The 16,222-nt window shown below is 60.8% G+C and carries 15 protein-coding genes; 11 read left to right on the forward strand and 4 right to left on the reverse strand.

The features are described 5' to 3' along the window. A partial coding sequence (locus P3T25_RS29595) for a hypothetical protein (protein ID WP_429360429.1) occupies window positions 1-209 on the reverse strand: 209 nt, incomplete at its 3' end. Window positions 210-687: 478 nt separating this feature from the next. Here P3T25_RS29595 and P3T25_RS29600 point away from each other — a divergent pair. The 4 genes from P3T25_RS29600 (at window position 688) to P3T25_RS29615 (ending at window position 4,076) form a co-directional block, all read left to right on the forward strand. Beyond that, the gene (locus P3T25_RS29600) at window positions 688-2,286 is read left to right on the forward strand and encodes a methyl-accepting chemotaxis protein (protein WP_429360431.1); all 1,599 of its coding nucleotides are present in this window, start codon (window positions 688-690) and stop codon (window positions 2,284-2,286) included. Window positions 2,287-3,018: 732 nt separating this feature from the next. After that, window positions 3,019-3,288 carry a hypothetical protein gene (locus tag P3T25_RS29605; protein ID WP_429360433.1) on the forward strand — a complete coding sequence of 90 codons (270 nt, stop codon included), beginning with the start codon at window positions 3,019-3,021 and terminating at the stop codon, window positions 3,286-3,288. Window positions 3,289-3,605: 317 nt separating this feature from the next. Further along, a complete protein-coding gene (locus P3T25_RS29610) occupies window positions 3,606-3,815 on the forward strand; it encodes a hypothetical protein (protein WP_154566951.1) in 210 nt (69 codons plus the stop codon). Window positions 3,816-3,866: 51 nt separating this feature from the next. Further along, window positions 3,867-4,076, forward strand: coding sequence for a hypothetical protein (locus P3T25_RS29615; RefSeq protein ID WP_233465180.1), 210 nt, complete (start codon window positions 3,867-3,869; stop codon window positions 4,074-4,076). Window positions 4,077-4,173: 97 nt separating this feature from the next. On the opposite strand, the gene P3T25_RS29620 is transcribed toward P3T25_RS29615, so the two are convergent. Together P3T25_RS29620 and P3T25_RS29625 are read right to left on the reverse strand one after the other, a co-directional pair. Further along, window positions 4,174-4,677, reverse strand: coding sequence for a hypothetical protein (locus P3T25_RS29620; protein ID WP_154566947.1), 504 nt, complete (start codon window positions 4,675-4,677; stop codon window positions 4,174-4,176). Between the two features lie 250 nt (window positions 4,678-4,927). Further along, window positions 4,928-5,644 (reverse strand): DUF2968 domain-containing protein, encoded by a 717-nt coding sequence (locus tag P3T25_RS29625; RefSeq protein ID WP_154566948.1) that lies wholly within the window; start codon window positions 5,642-5,644, stop codon window positions 4,928-4,930. Between the two features lie 384 nt (window positions 5,645-6,028). On the opposite strand from P3T25_RS29625, the gene P3T25_RS29630 reads away from it, so the two are divergent. From P3T25_RS29630 to P3T25_RS29640, 3 genes are read left to right on the forward strand one after another with little or no spacing between them, the layout of a single operon-like run. Next, the gene (locus P3T25_RS29630) at window positions 6,029-8,020 is read left to right on the forward strand and encodes a TonB-dependent receptor plug domain-containing protein (RefSeq protein WP_429360436.1); all 1,992 of its coding nucleotides are present in this window, start codon (window positions 6,029-6,031) and stop codon (window positions 8,018-8,020) included. Between the two features lies 1 nt (window position 8,021). Further along, a complete protein-coding gene (locus P3T25_RS29635) occupies window positions 8,022-8,552 on the forward strand; it encodes a YfiR family protein (RefSeq protein WP_154560914.1) in 531 nt (176 codons plus the stop codon). Next, complete coding sequence (locus P3T25_RS29640) at window positions 8,549-10,462, forward strand: bifunctional diguanylate cyclase/phosphodiesterase (protein WP_429360438.1); 1,914 nt, start codon at window positions 8,549-8,551, stop codon at window positions 10,460-10,462. Before P3T25_RS29635 ends, P3T25_RS29640 begins: the two co-directional genes overlap by 4 nt. Before the next feature lie 126 nt (window positions 10,463-10,588). Here P3T25_RS29640 and ilvD read toward each other — a convergent pair whose 3' ends face one another. Beyond that, complete coding sequence (ilvD, locus tag P3T25_RS29645) at window positions 10,589-12,451, reverse strand: dihydroxy-acid dehydratase (RefSeq protein WP_429360440.1); 1,863 nt, start codon at window positions 12,449-12,451, stop codon at window positions 10,589-10,591. 203 nt (window positions 12,452-12,654) lie between these two features. Between ilvD and ribBA the strand changes: the two genes are divergently transcribed. The 4 genes from ribBA to P3T25_RS29665 all read left to right on the forward strand — a co-directional run bounded on the left by ribBA (window position 12,655) and on the right by P3T25_RS29665 (window position 16,040). Further along, window positions 12,655-13,791, forward strand: coding sequence for a bifunctional 3,4-dihydroxy-2-butanone-4-phosphate synthase/GTP cyclohydrolase II (gene ribBA / locus P3T25_RS29650; protein ID WP_154560908.1), 1,137 nt, complete (start codon window positions 12,655-12,657; stop codon window positions 13,789-13,791). A gap of 50 nt (window positions 13,792-13,841) precedes the next feature. After that, window positions 13,842-14,348, forward strand: a complete 507-nt coding sequence (gene ribH / locus P3T25_RS29655; protein WP_054037335.1) for a 6,7-dimethyl-8-ribityllumazine synthase — start codon at window positions 13,842-13,844, stop codon at window positions 14,346-14,348. After that, the gene (gene nusB, locus P3T25_RS29660; RefSeq protein ID WP_054037337.1) at window positions 14,345-14,779 is read left to right on the forward strand and encodes a transcription antitermination factor NusB; all 435 of its coding nucleotides are present in this window, start codon (window positions 14,345-14,347) and stop codon (window positions 14,777-14,779) included. The genes ribH and nusB overlap by 4 nt, the downstream gene beginning before the upstream one ends. A 64-nt stretch (window positions 14,780-14,843) precedes the next feature. After that, window positions 14,844-16,040, forward strand: coding sequence for a pyridoxal phosphate-dependent aminotransferase (locus tag P3T25_RS29665; protein ID WP_429360443.1), 1,197 nt, complete (start codon window positions 14,844-14,846; stop codon window positions 16,038-16,040). Window positions 16,041-16,222 lie beyond the last annotated feature (182 nt).

Consider the following 16,222-nt stretch of genomic DNA (forward strand, 5'->3'; position numbering starts at 1 on the left):
TTCACTAACTTACCTCCGACAAGCTGACGCAAAGCGAACCGTGCGATTACAGTTTTGATAACTCCGATGTAAAACTGACCCACTCTTCCTCCTGGTGTGAAGGAAAAGTGATTCAGCACACGCGCGCGAAGCAGTTGAAAGCCGGCACGTCCAGAAATCTGGCGCTTCAGAACTTTTCCGGCGATTGACGTGGCCTTCGACCACGCCATTGACGTAGGGCGTCTGCAGTGCGGCGCGAATGGCATCGTAGTCGTGGCCGATCCCTTCCGCGGATCTTCGCATCACGGGTACACCGCTCGCCAGCCTCTTTTTTGTCAATCCTTGATTGCGCCTTTTCGAATAAAGTCCGCTCGGCTTGAACCGATAAACATGCACCTAGATTCGTTTTCGGCTCAATGCCGGCATCCTGAGCCGACGTATGCATGAAGTTTGCCTCGCATGCATAGCCGCCTTGGCGGCACAAGATCTCAGTTTCACGTCAAAGAATAAATGGCTAGTACTGGCTGCTTGCCGCAGCAGCGTCCAAGCCTCTATACGGGCGGCAATTTTGCCTGCTCGTGACATGTTCAACGCAAGGGTTGCATAGATATGAAACTGTCTTTTGTCCAGAAGCTTTGGCTGCCACTCATCCTGAGTTTGCTGTGTCTCGCTGGAATATCGATCTATAACGCTTACCAGACGAGAGGAATGCGGCTGGAGGAGCGGAAGGCCGACCTGATACACGCGTCGGAGATCGCCCTGAGTGTTGTCACGACCTCTGGCAAAGACGCGGCCGCTGGCGCCATGCCCGTGGCGGAAGCCCAGAAGCGGGCCATGGACCGCATCCGGAACATGCGGTACGGCGAGGACGGCTATTTCATGATCGTCAATTCGCAGCCGAGGGTCCTGATGCACCCGACGCGAGCGGAGATGAATGACAAGGACGTCGGCGACTACAAGGATCCGAACGGCGTTCACCAATACAGAGATATGGTCGCTGTCATCAAGCGCGACGGCAAGGGCTTTACCGCATATAGCGCTCCGAAGCCGGGAGCCACCGAGGCCTCTCCGAAAATTGCCTACAACGTGACCTACCAGCCGTGGGACTGGATTCTCACGACGGGTCTATATGTCGACGACATCGATGCGGCATTCCGCTCGTCGATGTATCAGAGCCTCGGGATTCTGGTGGTCCTTGCCGGGGCCTTGTCGGCTGTGGTGGTACTGCTCAACCGCGGCATCCTACGCTCACTGGGGGGCGAGCCGTCCTACGCCGCCGAAATTGCCGACCAGATCGCCAGGAGCGATCTGACTGCCGTGGTGAAGACGGCACCGGATGACCGCTCGAGCCTGCTGTTTTCGATGAAGCGCATGCAGGAGCAACTTACGCAAACGATCGGCACGATCAAGATTTCGGCCGACTCGATTGCCACCGCTACTCACCAGATTGCGGCGGGCAACCAGGACCTGTCGCAACGCACCGAAGAGCAGGCCGCCTCGCTCGAGGAAACGGCGTCCAGCATGGAGCAACTGACCTCGACCGTCACCCAGAATGCCGACAATGCCGGTCAGGCCAACCAGCTTGCTGCGCAGGCCGCCCAGGTGGCGGAACAGGGCGGCGCCGTGGTGTCGCGGGTGGTGGAAACCATGGAGGGCATCAACACCAGCTCGGACAAGATTGCCGACATTGTCGGCATCATCGAGGGTATCGCCTTCCAGACCAATATCCTTGCGCTGAATGCTGCTGTCGAAGCAGCGCGGGCGGGTGAGCAGGGACGGGGCTTTGCGGTGGTGGCCTCCGAAGTGCGGTCGCTGGCGCAGCGCTCCTCGGCGGCAGCCAAGGAAATCAAGGAGCTGATCCACGATTCCGTCGAACGGGTGCGGACAGGCGCCAGCCATGTACAGGAAGCCGGAACGAAGATGCACGAGATCACCCGCGAGATCAGGCGCGTGACCGACATCATGGGTGAAATCACCGCTGCATCACAGGAACAGAGCAAGGGCATTGGCCAGGTCAACCAGGCCGTCACGCAGATGGACGAAGTCACACAGCAGAACGCGGCCCTAGTCGAACAGGCGGCCGCCGCCGCCGGTGCGCTCGAGTCGCAGGCGAGCGATCTGAAAGCCGCTGTTTCGATGTTCAGGCTGGACGTTTCGCACGACCCCGGCAGGGGGGCTGGCGCGCAGATGCACACGGCGGCTCCGGCGCGCGCCAGAGCGCCGGCCAAGCCAGCCGTGAAGCGGTCCGCTCCGCAGCCCGTTCTGGTGGCGCAAACCGCCAAGGCTGACGAATGGAACAGTTTTTAGGCAGCCCCTATCACGGCTGACTGGCCGGCAAAGCAAACTGCATCCTTCGGTGCCGGCACCGAAGGATCGCACGCCCCTTTGTCCAACGTTGAAGCCAGAGACGACTCCAGTCATTAGCGCAAGGAACACCATGTTGCGACGGATACCCGAAGATGCGCCCTTCGCAGTGCACGCAACATGCTCGCTCGGCGAACTGGTCGATGTACCGGCTCGCAACCCACAGTGGCCGTGCTCGCTATCAACGAATTCTCCAATGGAAAGACCCTTCCGAGTCCGTAGATTCGCACGAGCGCTCGCCCACACGCTGGCGAAAAAAAGCCGACAGGTCGTGTCGGCTGAAGGATTCTGGCTGTTCCGAAGGCCATGCCAGAACCTGTGCAGCGCAGATTATTGCACTGTCTGGCTCCCATGCGGATGGCATGCTGACACAGGGTTTACCCCGGTCAAAATATAAGAATGGATGCCGTTATACACGTTGACTTCATTCAAACCCTTGCGGCGGGTCGAACATGAAACGGCAAACGTTTGCCCAAAAACTGTGGCTGCCATTGCTCCCAAACCTCGTCTGTTTGACCGCCATCAAGGGATTCGACGTATGGCTGTTGCACCAGGCGCATCGAACGAACAGAGCGTCGATACCCGGGCGCGATCACGCGTTTCAAGGCGGCCAAGACACACACTCCAAGATGCTTCGGGCTGACACCCTTATCTGCCCGCTGAGGAAAGTTCAACATGTTCGACGCCGAAATTGCCGCGACGCTCCTGAACCGATGGGACCGTAAACGCGCAAACCCAGGAGATCAGTCATCGCTGGACCTCTTGCAGGAAGGCAAGCTGCATTTCAGGCATGAAAGCGGCGATGTCCACGCACATGGTACTGACGCAGACCGGCGTCTTCGCGTTGAATGCCTGACGTTCACCGACGGCTCCCGCGCCTTGCGCGTCACCGGCGCAGATGGACAAAGCGGCTGGACGCGTTGGACTGCTGCCGAGCCGGTGTGAAAGCGCGAAATGAGCACACGTACTCACCACCCGGTATCGATGGAGAAAGCCGATGTCGACATGGCCTAATCGCACTCTGGGTTGGCTCTTCGTCCTCACCTACGTCCTGATGGTGATATGGCTGAATTACCTGTAGCGGATGTTGTGTCACATGTAGCGTGTGTCGCGTCCCGGCGGATGCCTGAGCGCCGTCGACGGTCGATCAGGATGATGGAAACAGCCACTGATCTCTTACGAATGAGGTGTCTGCTGCGACCCACGACAGCCCGTGTGACATTCCGGATTTCAGAAGATTGCGGAAGGAGATAAACGTGAACATGGTGAAGACCGAGATTGGACAACTGGAGAAGGCACTGAATGCCCTGGTTTGTCGCCCACGACTTATCCGTCGCGACTACTGGATATCGCAGATCGAGTGCCTGCTGGCACGCCCAGGACTGTCGGTGCAGGACCGGCAACGACTCCGCGCGCTGCTCAACCTGCTCGGCACGCCCGTCGCGGGCTGTAGTGTCTCACTACAGCAGTGACCGGCGTCGTCATGTACGGCGAACGCGTCTATTGAGCTTTCGGAAATCATCATGTTTAACGAGTCGAAATACGTATCGCTAATGTACGAACAGGGCCTGGACCAGTGGACGCGTGCCTGGTACGGCGAAGCCATTGAAGCGGGATTTATCCGCCCGCACTATCATCCCGACCCCGCGACCATGCGGCGTCTTCGCGGCTATTTCGGCGCGGGCCTGTCGCCCTTCGAAGCCGCCCAGGCGTGCTTTGGCCGCAAGCACTAACGTAAGCCGACTATTGCCCCCCATCCGGTAGCCACATCTGCACGAAAGGCAGAAAGCGACCTGAACAGTCCAGCGAATTTCTCATCCACAACACTTGTCACGCCCGCATGAGCGCCACCTCGAACGGCATCTCACAAACACCACTACCCAGTCCAGACTTACACCGGCTGGCTAACATCTCACATCCCGCCCGTTCCTCAAGAGGTTGCACGGCTTCGTCGACAACGGATTTCGCGGCCACACCCCTGGCGGACCTGTCGAGGACATGCCGATGACGCGCACGCAGCCGGGCTGCAGCGAAGGCTGCGTTGTGTTGCCACCAGAAGTCATCACGGCGCTCAAAAACCTCTACATTGTTTCGAGCGCGCTCGCGCAGCGCGGCACTCACGCTCAGGAAATCCGGGATTCCCAATGGCGGGCAATGTTTCAACGGGCTCACGAGGCGAAGACGGCGCTCGACCAGCACGGGGGGAGAACTGAAACGCATGCGATTGTGCTGCTTCGACAGATGACAAAGGCATGCCAGGGTCTCGTTGATCGGCACGCGGCCCGACAGGAGATTCCCTTCGCCGTGTGGCGCGAAGTGGGCAGGCTTGGGCACGATGCTTACGAGTGGGTCAACCTGAACGTACCCCGCCGCCGAGGCACCGACGCATGAATCCCGCACCGTTCAGGTCAGCGTACCGTGCCGGACTTAAAGCGGACCGGGTCACGTGAGGTGCAGAAGATCAGCATCGCGATGACGATGACCTCGGCCATCGTTCTGAAATGACGAGTGTCGATCGGTGAACGAATACGACCCTGCGCGGCAAACCGGACGGGGTCGTGTTCCTGCAGGGGTCGGCGCTCACTCAGTGCGAATTCGGCAAGCCGCTGTCCAACTGGCGCTGCAGTTCTCGCACTTCGCGCTGCTGGGCGCGTAGCTGGTCTTGTGCGGCCGCTTTCTGCTGCGCGAGCACGGTCGCCTCGGCGCGCGTCTGCTGCTGCTGACTGTTGACGATGCTCTGCTGCTGATGCGCCACATCGAGGTCGGCCTGCAGGCGGTTCGCCCGGTCTTGCGACAGCGCGATCATCCGCTCGGTGAACACCTTTTGCGCCTCGAGCCGCGTGCGGCGAATCTCGACATCCGATAGCTGCAACGTCTGGCGCACAAAATCCTTGTAGATCATGTCAGCACGCGTTGCGTCCTGCGTCTTGATGACACGCCAGAAATTCTTCTGCTGGAACAGCGCGACGTAGTACGTCATCTCCTTGCCGTAAAACAGCAGGCTCGCGCCATAGCCGCCGTTGTAGGTCGTGCGCAACTCGCTCAGGTCCGAACCACGGATCATCTGTTGCAGCTCGGCGACGTTGCCGGCGGCGGATTGCTTCGCCTCGTCGGCTGTCAACACACCGGCCTGCCCCTGCTGTTCCTGCGTCGTGGCCGGCAGTGCCGTCGCCGTGCCTGGTTGGGCAATGACGGCAGCGCGCGCGCCACTGTCCGGCAAAGTCTGCGCATCCACACCCTGCGCGGCCCCCACCGCGACGAGTGCGGTCATGGCGAGCTTCTGGGCAAAAGACAGTTTCATATGTTTGCCAACCTCTCATATCGATAGCAACGAGCAGGCAAAATCGCCAACCCCATCTGGTAAAGCGAACACCTGGTTACCTGTTAACGGCGATTGCTCGGGAACGTTGAGGTGACAAACGGGAGATTGACGGGAAAAACAGAAGTGTGTCGGGTTCGACTGGCGAGCGTTCGGGGAGCGTCAATCTCCCACAGTACTTCGCTATCACAACCCAGTTCGCGCCCGCCGTCGACGTCCTGGATGAACGCCTCCTCAAGAATGCGGCCCTCGGGCCGATAAGAACAAGGGAAGAGTCTCCTTTCGCAAGAGTGTTGAGTAAAAAGTTCCAATATGTATTGTTTGCGTGACCGTTCGTGCGTTGTCCTGCGTGTTCTGCACCTTGCGATGCTAGCCAGTGCCTGTGTGGCAGGATGGCCAGCCGACGCACGGCCTGCAACCGAACCCGTTCAGGATGGCAACCCTACGCAGCGTGCAGATGCGGATTTAGCAGCACTCCCGCTCGAAGACCTGATGCAGGTAACGGTCAGCACGGCCAGCCGGCTCGATCAGCCCATCTCCGATGCGCCTGCTGCTGTCGTCGTCTTGACGGCAAAGGACATCCGGGATTTTGGCTGGAGAACGCTCGCCGATGCCTTGGCCTCGCTGCCAGGACTCTATGTCAGCTATGACCGCGACTACGCCTATCTCGGGGCACGCGGCTTCCAGCGTCCAGGCGACTACAACAGCCGGTTCCTGCTTCTGGTTGACGGCGTACGGATAAACGACGCCGTGTACGACCAGGCCCCGATCGGTACGGATTTCCCGGTCGACATGGACATGGTCGAGCGTATTGAATACGTGCCAGGCCCGGGGTCAGCGGTATATGGTTCAAACGCGCTGTTTGGCATCGTCAACGTGATTACCAAAACTGGGAAGACCCTTCAGGGGCCTCAGGTGGCGGTTGCCGCAGGCAGCTTCGGCGAGAAACGGGCGCGGGCAAGCTATGGCTGGCATGGCAGTAACGACGCAGACGTTGTGCTTTCGGCGAGCTCCTACGTCCGGAGCGGACAGGACCTCTACTACCCGGAATTCGACACAGCAGATCAGAATCATGGTGTCGCGCAAGGTTTGGACTACGACCGGGCCCAGGACTTCCTTGCAAAGTTTGCGTACGGGGATTTCGGGTTGAGCATGGCCTACGGGAACCGGACGAAGGGCGTGCCGAACGCCCCGTACGGAGCGATTTTCGACACGCCTTATAGCACCACCGATACCCACAGCTTTATCAACGGCTCGTTCCACCACGCTGTGAACGACGGGTTACAGGTTGCGGCCGAAGTCTATTGGGGGCGTTACGACTACCGTAGCCCGAGCCTTTACGCACCCGGGCCGGTGGAGAACGTCGACGGTGATCACGCGCTTTGGTACGGTGGCGACGTGCACGCGACCCTTACATCGATTCCGAAGAACAAAATGGTCTTTGGGGTGGACTCCACACGCGACGCTCAGCGTGACCAGTACAACTACAACGTAGACCCGTATTCGCTACTTCTGAACGACCAGCGCAGCAGCAATCGGGAGGGCGTCTATGCCGAAGATGAATTGCAGTTACCGGCGAATTTTTCGCTGAATGCGGGGCTTCGCTATGACCAGGAAACCGTCTCGGGCCGGAATGTCAGCCCGCGACTGGCTCTTGAGTACAAGGCGTCCCCGAGAGACACGTTAAAGCTTGTCTATGGGCAAGCCTACCGGGCGCCCAACGCCTACGAGCTTTACTACGCGGTTCCGGGCGTCGGCGGACAGATGGCGAATCCCTCGCTAAAGGCTGAGCACATCACAACCAATGAATTCATATACGAACGACAGATCGGCAAATCCGGCCGCGCAACCCTTTCGTTGTTCCACTATGACATTCGCGACCTGATTTCAGAGACGACCGCGCCATCCGGGCTCTACATCTTCGAAAACGTGAATCGCGCGAACGCGAACGGCGCAGAACTGACCTATGAACAAAGATTCGCTGGTGATGCGAGGATACGCGCCAGTTACTCATGGCAGATCGCTCGCGACAGCAACTCCGGGGCAGTCCTGCAGAACTCACCCAGAAACCTGGCGAAGCTGAACCTCGTGCTGCCCGTCTTCGAAAACATTGCGCGGATTGGCACGGAGATTCAGTGCGTATCGAGTCGACTCGCGGAACAGGGGCATGCGGCTGGCTATTGCCTGGGAAATGTGACCGTCGGAAGCTCGCGTCTGATCACCCATGCAGACGTCTCTTTCTCTGTCTACAACGTCGCCAACGCGCGATATGCGGACCCCGCCGGCCCAGGCTTCACGCAGGACGTCATAGCGCAGCAAAGCCGGGAATTCCTGGTCAAGTTGGTGTACGGGTTCTGAAATGTCGTTCGCCCGCACCTTTTTCTATGCAAGCGCATGCACCTTCGTTATCTGGGCGCTTATAGCGGGATCGGTTCACGCGCAGGTGGATGAGTCGGCATTGAAGGCAGCTTATATATTCAACTTTACCCAGTTCACCACATGGCCCGTAGGAAGTCTGTCTGACACCACTCTCTTTGTCTGTGCGAACAGGGACAGCGATCTTGGCACCGCGCTCTCGAAACTCGACGGGCGATCTGTTGGCGGCCATGCGTGGTCCGTAATTCCCATGCCGTCCAGGAGCGGCCAGGACAGATGCAATGTCATCGTGCTCGAAGGCGAGGAGCAAATGTCTCATGCGGTGAAAGACGTTGTCTCGTCGGATCAGCCGATTTTGGTCATCAGCAACTTTGACACCGGCGACCACACTGCGGTCATCCGTCTGTTCACTGAGGAAAATCATCTCCGTTTCGACATAGAGAATCAGCAGGCGCTGCGCCGACATCTGTCGCTCAGTTCCAAGCTGCTCCGCCTTGCAAGGAATGTCTTATGACGTCTCATGAGGAACAGACACCAAGTCTGACGCGCGCCCTGGGGCGCGTGAATATCGTTGGTATCGCAATCGCCCTGCTGATTTCCAGCGCAGGGCTGCTGGCCTACCAGGCGCTGTCGTTACGCGCCGCTCTCCTGGCGGACGCACGTTTGCAAGCAGCTATGGTCTCAGCAAATATCACCGCGTCGCTGATGTTTCACGACGATCAGACAACCCGCGAGATACTTCGACCACTTAGCAACGTGCCGTATGTGGAGAGCGTCGCGGTGTTTAACGCGCAAGGCAGTGTCCACGCGCGGTACGCCAGAGCGGGAATCTCGGCACCCGAGGCGAACGAAGCGGCGCTCGCAAGCAATTTCGCGCCGGAACACTTTTCCCTGAAAGATATTTTTGTCGCCTATCCGGTCATCCAGGGCGGGGAAGTCCTTGGTACCGTCGTGCTTGTCGCGAGCACTGAAGGCATGGTTCGAGAGCTTTGGCAATATGCCGGCTTTCTCCTGGCAGCTTGCATCTGCGCGCTCTGCGTATCGTCCATCGTCACGTCGCGCATGAAAGCGCGCGTCGTAAAGGCAGAGAGGGAACTCGAATACCTCGCGCGTACAGACCCTCTCACGGACTTGCCAAACCGCCGGGCATTCTACGACGAACTGGCGGCCCGCCTGCTACCGTGGGGCGGTGGCTGGACGCACGTGACGCTGGTGTTGGTTGACCTCGATAACTTCAAGACTGTTAACGACACCCTGGGGCATGGCGCGGGAGACGAACTGCTGCGTTCCGTCGCTTCCGCTCTACGCGACGCCGTGCGCCCGACAGACGTTGTCAGCCGCATTGGAGGTGACGAATTTGCAGTGCTTGCTGTCGACGACGCCGACCGCGCCGGTAGCCGTAGCACGGCCGAGCGCATAACCAACGTCCTGGCTCGGCCGTTCGAGCTGCATGGCGGCAGCGTTCCGGTGACGGCAAGTGTCGGATTCAGCCGGTTCCCCGACGATGCGACCGACGTTGCATCACTCGTCAGCAGCGCAGACCTTGCTTTGTACGCTGCAAAAAGCGGGGGGAAGAACGTCGCTGTCGAGTTCAGGCCGCAGATGACGAAGGAGGCTCAGCGACGCGCCTGGCTTGAGCGCGAACTGCGGGGAGCGATTGAATGCGAGGCGCTTGAGTTGGCCTACCAACCTCAATTCAATTGCCAGACAGGACAACTTGTTGGCGTAGAGGCGCTTGCGCGATGGACCCATTCATCGGAAGGCAGCATTTCGCCGGCAGAATTTATCCCGATCGCGGAGAACAGTGATCTCATCGTTACACTGGGGAGATGGGTTATGCGGCGCGCCTGTCACGATGCCGCACAATGGAATGCCAACGCGAGCAATGCCGCAAGTGTCTCGGTGAACGTATCTGCAAGGCAACTTCGACAGCCTGGATTTCAGCACGATGTTCTTGAGGCGCTAAAAGATAGTGGTCTACCCCCCGGCATGCTGGAACTTGAGCTTACCGAAAGCCTGCTCATGGCCAACATGTCAGTCGCGGTGAACGTGATGAGGCAACTGCGCGCCCATGGTATCCGCCTGTCCATCGACGATTTTGGGACCGGTTATTCTTCCCTGTCCTATCTGCAGTCATTTCCGCTCAACCAGATCAAGATAGACCGCGGCTTCGTCAAGGCACTGCCACACGCAGGACAGCCGATCGTTACCGCCATTATCTCGATGGCACACAGCTTTGGCCTCACGGTCGTCGCCGAAGGAGTTGAATACCCTGCGCAGCTCGCCTGGTTGTCAGAGGCGGGATGTGACGTTGTTCAGGGCTTTCTGACTGGCCGTCCGATGTCGTTCGCGGGAATAGCGGAGGCCATGCGCGAAAGTGATGGGGCCGCCGTCGTTTCCGAAAGCGGCCGACATTTCTCCTGACTAAGCGGGGTGATCCAGGCGCGCTCCCGGCAAGAGACTATTGCGTCCTCAATACGACTCACCGAACGTCGCCCGGCCTCGCGCCCCCTGCATCAGCCAGCCGGTCAGTTAAGCTTCAACTACGCCTCACTTGCGCTTCAATTGCGAGAGGTCCCGCACGGCGCCACGGTCCGCAGAGGTCGCCAACGCCGCATAGGCTTGCAACGCCTGCGACACCATGCGTTCACGATCCACCGGCATCCACGCCTTGTCACCACGAGCCTCCATGGCTTCGCGACGGCGCGCCAATTCCTCGTCCGACACCGCCAGGTGCATCTTGCGCCTGGGAATGTCGATCTCGATCACATCGCCATCTTCCACCAGACCGATCGTGCCGCCTTCGGCTGCTTCTGGCGACGCATGCCCAATCACGAGCCCTGACGAACCGCCGGAGAAACGGCCGTCGGTGAACAGCGCACAGGTCTTGCCCAGGCCCTTGGACTTCAGATACGACGTGGGGTACAGCATTTCCTGCATGCCAGGACCGCCCTTGGGGCCTTCGTAACGGATCACGACCACGTCACCCGCCACCACCTTGTCGCCCAGAATGGCGTCGACGGCGTCGTCCTGACTCTCGAAGACGCGCGCGCGTCCGGAGAAAATCCATTGCGATTCGTCGACACCTGCAGTCTTGACGATGCAGCCCTTCTCCGCGAGGTTGCCGTAGAGGACAGCGAGGCCGCCGTCTTTCGAATACGCGTCCTGCTTGCTGCGGATACAGCCGGTCTTGCGGTCGGTATCCAGCGACGCGAACGTGGCTTCCTGGCTGAACGCGACAGTGGTCGGAATGCCGCCCGGGGCCGCACGGAAGAACTTCTGCGCTTCTTCACCCGCGCCACCGGCGACGTCCCATTTGGCGATGGCATTGCCCAGCGTGCCGCTATGCACGTTGCCGCACGACAGGTCCAGCAGATCCGCACGGGCCAGTTCACCGAGAATGCCGAGGATGCCGCCGGCACGGTGCACGTCTTCGATATGATATTTGTCGGTGGCGGGCGCCGCTTTGCACAGGCACGGCACTTTGCGCGAGATACGGTCGATGTCGGACATCGTGAAATCGACGCCGGCTTCCTGCGCCGCCGCCAGCAGGTGCAGCACAGTATTGGTCGAACCGCCCATGGCCACGTCGAGCGCCATGGCGTTCTCGAATGCCTGCTTGCTGGCGATGCTGCGCGGCAGGACCGACACGTCCTCTTCCTGATAGTAGCGGCGGCACAGGTCCACCACGAGGCGCCCGGCCTGTTCGAACAGGCCCTTGCGCCATGCATGCGTGGCGACGATCGTGCCGTTGCCCGGCAACGCCAGACCGATCGCCTCGGTCAGGCAATTCATCGAGTTCGCGGTGAACATGCCCGAGCAGGAACCGCACGTCGGGCAGGCGCTGCGCTCGACTTCAGCCACTTCAGCGTCGCTGATCTTGGGGTCCGCCGCCTTGATCATCGCGTCGATCAGATCGATCTTGGCGATCACCTGGCCGTCCGTCGGCGATTTGACCTTGCCCGCTTCCATCGGACCGCCGGACACGAATACGACCGGAATGTTCAGGCGCATGGCGGCCATCAGCATGCCCGGGGTGATCTTGTCGCAATTGGAGATGCAGACCATGGCGTCGGCGCAGTGCGCGTTGACCATGTATTCCACCGAGTCGGCGATCAGTTCGCGCGAGGGCAGCGAATACAGCATGCCGCCGTGGCCCATGGCAATGCCGTCGTCCACCGCGATGGTGTTGAATTCCTTGGCCACACCGCCAGCCGCTTCGATTTCCTTCGCGACCAGCGCGCCCAGGTCGCGAAGATGCACATGGCCCGGCACGAACTGGGTGAACGAGTTCACCACCGCGATGATCGGCTTGCCGAAATCGTCGTCTTTCATTCCGGTGGCGCGCCACAGGGCGCGGGCGCCGGCCATATTGCGGCCATGAGTCGATGTGCGTGAGCGATAGTGCGGCATGATCTTTCTCGAACGGGTTTAGCGGGGAGGTTGTTTTCTGGAGGCGGCCTTCGCGGGCGCGACGAATTATAGCAACGCCGCCCTGTCAAACCGCCGCCAGACAGCCCTAAGTGCCTCGCCAAACGGCCTATGCCATCCGGCCCAGGCGACGTGGGGGCGCGCGTGGCGTAAAATACGCGCTTTCTTCGAAAAATTCCGCCAACATGACGCTCGCCTCCACTCAAGAGATCATTGCCGAACTGAAAGCAGGCCGGATGGTGATCCTCGTCGACGAAGAAGATCGCGAAAACGAGGGCGACCTCGTGATCGCCGCCGAATTCGTCACGCCGGAAGCGATCAACTTCATGGCCCGCTACGGCCGCGGCCTGATTTGTCTGACGCTCACGCAGGAACGCTGCAAACTGCTGAACCTGCCGCTCATGACCTATCGCAACGGCACGCAGTACGGCACGGCGTTCACCGTCAGCATCGAAGCAGCCGAAGGCGTGACCACCGGCATCTCGGCGGCCGACCGCGCCCGCACGATCGCCGTGGCGGTCGCACCGGACACCAAGGCCGAGCACATCGTGCAGCCGGGACACGTGTTCCCGATCATGGCGCAGCCCGGCGGCGTGCTGGTGCGCGCCGGCCATACCGAGGCCGGCTGCGACTTCACCGCGCTGGCAGGCCTCACGCCGGCCGCGGTGATCTGCGAAGTCATCAAGGACGACGGCACGATGGCGCGCCTGCCGGACCTGATGGAATTCGCCAAAGAGCACGATCTGAAGATCGGCACGATCGCGGATCTGATTCACTACCGCAGCCGCACGGAATCGATCGTCGAGCGCATTTGCGAACGCACCATGCAAACCGCGCACGGCGCGTTTCGCGCGGTGATGTATCTCGACCAGCCGAGCGGCCAGCCGCATATCGCGCTGGTGCGCGGCACGCCGAACCCGGAACACGACACCCCGGTGCGCGTGCACGAGCCGCTGTCCATGCTGGATCTGCTCGAAGTCGGCAAATCGACTCACTCATGGACGCTGGATGCGGCGATGAAAGAGATCGCCCAGCGCGACCTCGGTGTGATCGTGCTCCTGAACTGCGGCGATTCGAAGGAACATCTGGTCGACGTTTTCAAGGCGTTCGACTCGAAGGAAAAAGCCGAGGCGCTCAAACGCCGGCCGGTCGACTTCAAGACATATGGCATCGGTGCGCAGATCCTGCGTGAGCTGGGTGTCGGCAAGATGCAGGTGCTGTCGAACCCGCGCAAGCTGGGCAGCATGTCGGGCTACGGCCTCGAAGTCACCGGCTTCGTACCCATGCCGGGCAGCACCGCACAGGCTCCGCAACAAGGCTGATCCGACCATTCACGCGCTTTAGCGCCAACTCAAAACACTACGGAATTCACATGGAAATCGGACAATACCAACCGAATCTCGACGGCGACGGACTGCGTATCGGCATCGTCCAGGCGCGTTTTAACGAACCCGTCTGCAACGGTCTCGCGGATTCGTGCATCGAAGAACTCGAACGCCTCGGCGTGACCGGCGAAGACGTGCTGCTGGTCACTGTGCCGGGCGCGCTGGAAATCCCGCTGGCGCTGCAAAAGCTTGCCGAAAGCGCCCAATTCGACGCACTGATCGCGCTGGGCGCGGTGATTCGCGGCGAGACGTACCACTTCGAACTGGTGTCGAACGAAAGCGGCGCGGGCATCACCCGCATCGGCCTCGACTTCGGCATCCCGGTCGCGAACGCTGTGCTGACCACCGAAAACGACGAACAAGCCGTCGCGCGCATGACCGAGAAGGGTCGTGACGCAGCGCGCGTGGCCGTCGAAATGGCGAACCTCTCGGTCGCGCTCGAACAGCTCGGCGGTGACGACGAGGAAGAAGACGAAGAAGAGGAAGAGGCATGAAGAGCGCACGCCGACGCTCCCGCGAACTGGCCACGCAGGGGCTTTACCAGTGGCTGCTGTCGGGTTCGCCCGGCGGTGAAATCGACGCGCAGTTGCGCGGCGCGCAGGGCTTCGACAAGGCCGACCACGAACATCTGGACGCCATCCTGCACGGCGTGATCCGCGATTCGGAAGCGCTCTCCGCCGACATCGCACCGTGCCTCGACCGCCCGATCGACCAGCTTTCGCCGGTCGAACGCGCCGTGCTGCTGGTTGCCGCGTTCGAGTTGAAGAATCACGTCGATATCCCCTATCGCGTGGTCATCAATGAAGCGGTCGAACTCGCCAAGACGTTTGGCGGCGCGGACGGCTACAAGTACGTGAACGGCGTGCTGGATAAGCTGTCGGCGCAATTGCGCGCTGCCGAAACGCAGGCAGCCCGCAAGCATTGAGCGTGAGGCGGGGCGAGCGCGCCATGCGCCGTCCCGCTTTTGCTTCTGAACTGGATTTGATCGTATGAACTCCGTGACCGAACCCTTGGTGCGGCTTGCTGCCCGCGTCGACGCCATCCAGCCTTTCTATGTGATGGAACTGGCCAAGGAAGCCGCGCTGCTCGAGCGCGAAGGGCGCGACATCATCCACATGGGAATCGGCGAACCCGATTTCACCGCGCCCGAGCCGGTCATCGAAGCGGCCGCGAGCGCCCTGCGCCGCGGCGTCACGCAATACACGAACGCACTTGGCCTGCACGCGCTGCGCGAAGCGATCTCGGCGCATTACGCTGAGTTCTACGGCGTCAGCGTCGATCCTGCGCGGATCGTCGTCACCGCCGGCGCGTCTGCCGCGCTGCTGCTGGCTTGCGCGGCGCTAGTCGATCGCGACGATGAAGTATTGATGCCCGACCCGTGCTACCCGTGCAACCGCCACTTCGTAATCGCAGCGGAAGGCAAGCCGGTGATGGTGCCGAGCGGGCCGGCCGAACGCTTCCAGCTAACCGCCGCCGACGTCGAGCGCCTGTGGAACGAGCACACCCGCGGCGTGCTGCTGGCGTCGCCGTCTAATCCGACGGGCACGTCGATCGAGCTCGCTGAGCTCGAACGCATTGTCAAGACCGTGCGGGCGCGTGGCGGCTTTACGATCGTCGACGAGATCTACCAGGGCCTGAGCTACGACGCGAAGCCCGTCTCGGCGCTCTCGTTCGGTGACGACGTCATCACCGTCAACAGCTTCTCGAAGTACTTCAACATGACCGGCTGGCGTTTGGGCTGGCTGGTGGTGCCGCCTGGCATGGTCGGCGCGTTCGAAAAGCTCGCGCAAAACCTGTTCATCTGCGCGTCGGCGCTCGCGCAGCATGCGGCGCTGGCCTGCTTCGAACCGGAAACGATCGCCATCTACGAAGCGCGTCGCCTCGAATTCAAGCGCCGCCGCGACTTCATTGTGCCGGCGCTCGAATCGCTGGGTTTCTCGGTGCCGGTAATGCCTGACGGCGCCTTCTACGTGTACGCCGATTGCCGAACGGTCGCGCATCCGGCGGCCGGAGACAGCGCGGCGCTCACCAAAGCGATGCTGCATGACGCGGGCGTGGTGTTGGTGCCGGGCATGGACTTCGGCACGCACGCGCCGAAAGACTACATCCGGCTATCGTATGCAACCGCCCTGCCGAAGTTGGAAGAAGCGGTCGAGCGGCTGGCGAAGCTTTTCGGACGGCACTGACTGGATAGAGGCGCCACAGAGCCGCTCTGCGGCTTTGAGTGCCTGAAGGGCTGCTCGGCGAGGCCGGGTTGCACAATGCCTGTGACACACGCCTCACGGCCGCGCACGTCACTACAGACGAAAACCACAAAAGAAAAAGGACACTCTCTCGGGTGTCCTTTTTTGTATCGGCCGCTCCCGGG

It is taken from the genome of Paraburkholderia sp. GAS32 (genome assembly GCF_050434225.1).
Taxonomy (GTDB): Bacteria; Pseudomonadota; Gammaproteobacteria; order Burkholderiales; family Burkholderiaceae; genus Paraburkholderia; species Paraburkholderia madseniana.

Coding starts and splice junctions, on each gene's coding strand:
- ribBA (WP_154560908.1), top strand. CDS start 12,655: ATGACGCTCGCCTCCACTCAAGAGATCATTGCCGAACTGAAAGCAGGC.
- P3T25_RS29600 (WP_429360431.1), top strand. CDS start 688: ATGCGGCTGGAGGAGCGGAAGGCCGACCTGATACACGCGTCGGAGATC.
- P3T25_RS29640 (WP_429360438.1), top strand. CDS start 8,549: ATGACGTCTCATGAGGAACAGACACCAAGTCTGACGCGCGCCCTGGGG.
- ilvD (WP_429360440.1), bottom strand. CDS start 12,451: ATGCCGCACTATCGCTCACGCACATCGACTCATGGCCGCAATATGGCC.
- P3T25_RS29665 (WP_429360443.1), top strand. CDS start 14,844: ATGAACTCCGTGACCGAACCCTTGGTGCGGCTTGCTGCCCGCGTCGAC.
- P3T25_RS29630 (WP_429360436.1), top strand. CDS start 6,029: ATGCTAGCCAGTGCCTGTGTGGCAGGATGGCCAGCCGACGCACGGCCT.
- ribH (WP_054037335.1), top strand. CDS start 13,842: ATGGAAATCGGACAATACCAACCGAATCTCGACGGCGACGGACTGCGT.
- P3T25_RS29605 (WP_429360433.1), top strand. CDS start 3,019: ATGTTCGACGCCGAAATTGCCGCGACGCTCCTGAACCGATGGGACCGT.
- nusB (WP_054037337.1), top strand. CDS start 14,345: ATGAAGAGCGCACGCCGACGCTCCCGCGAACTGGCCACGCAGGGGCTT.
- P3T25_RS29635 (WP_154560914.1), top strand. CDS start 8,022: ATGTCGTTCGCCCGCACCTTTTTCTATGCAAGCGCATGCACCTTCGTT.
- P3T25_RS29625 (WP_154566948.1), bottom strand. CDS start 5,644: ATGAAACTGTCTTTTGCCCAGAAGCTCGCCATGACCGCACTCGTCGCG.
- P3T25_RS29615 (WP_233465180.1), top strand. CDS start 3,867: ATGTTTAACGAGTCGAAATACGTATCGCTAATGTACGAACAGGGCCTG.
- P3T25_RS29610 (WP_154566951.1), top strand. CDS start 3,606: ATGGTGAAGACCGAGATTGGACAACTGGAGAAGGCACTGAATGCCCTG.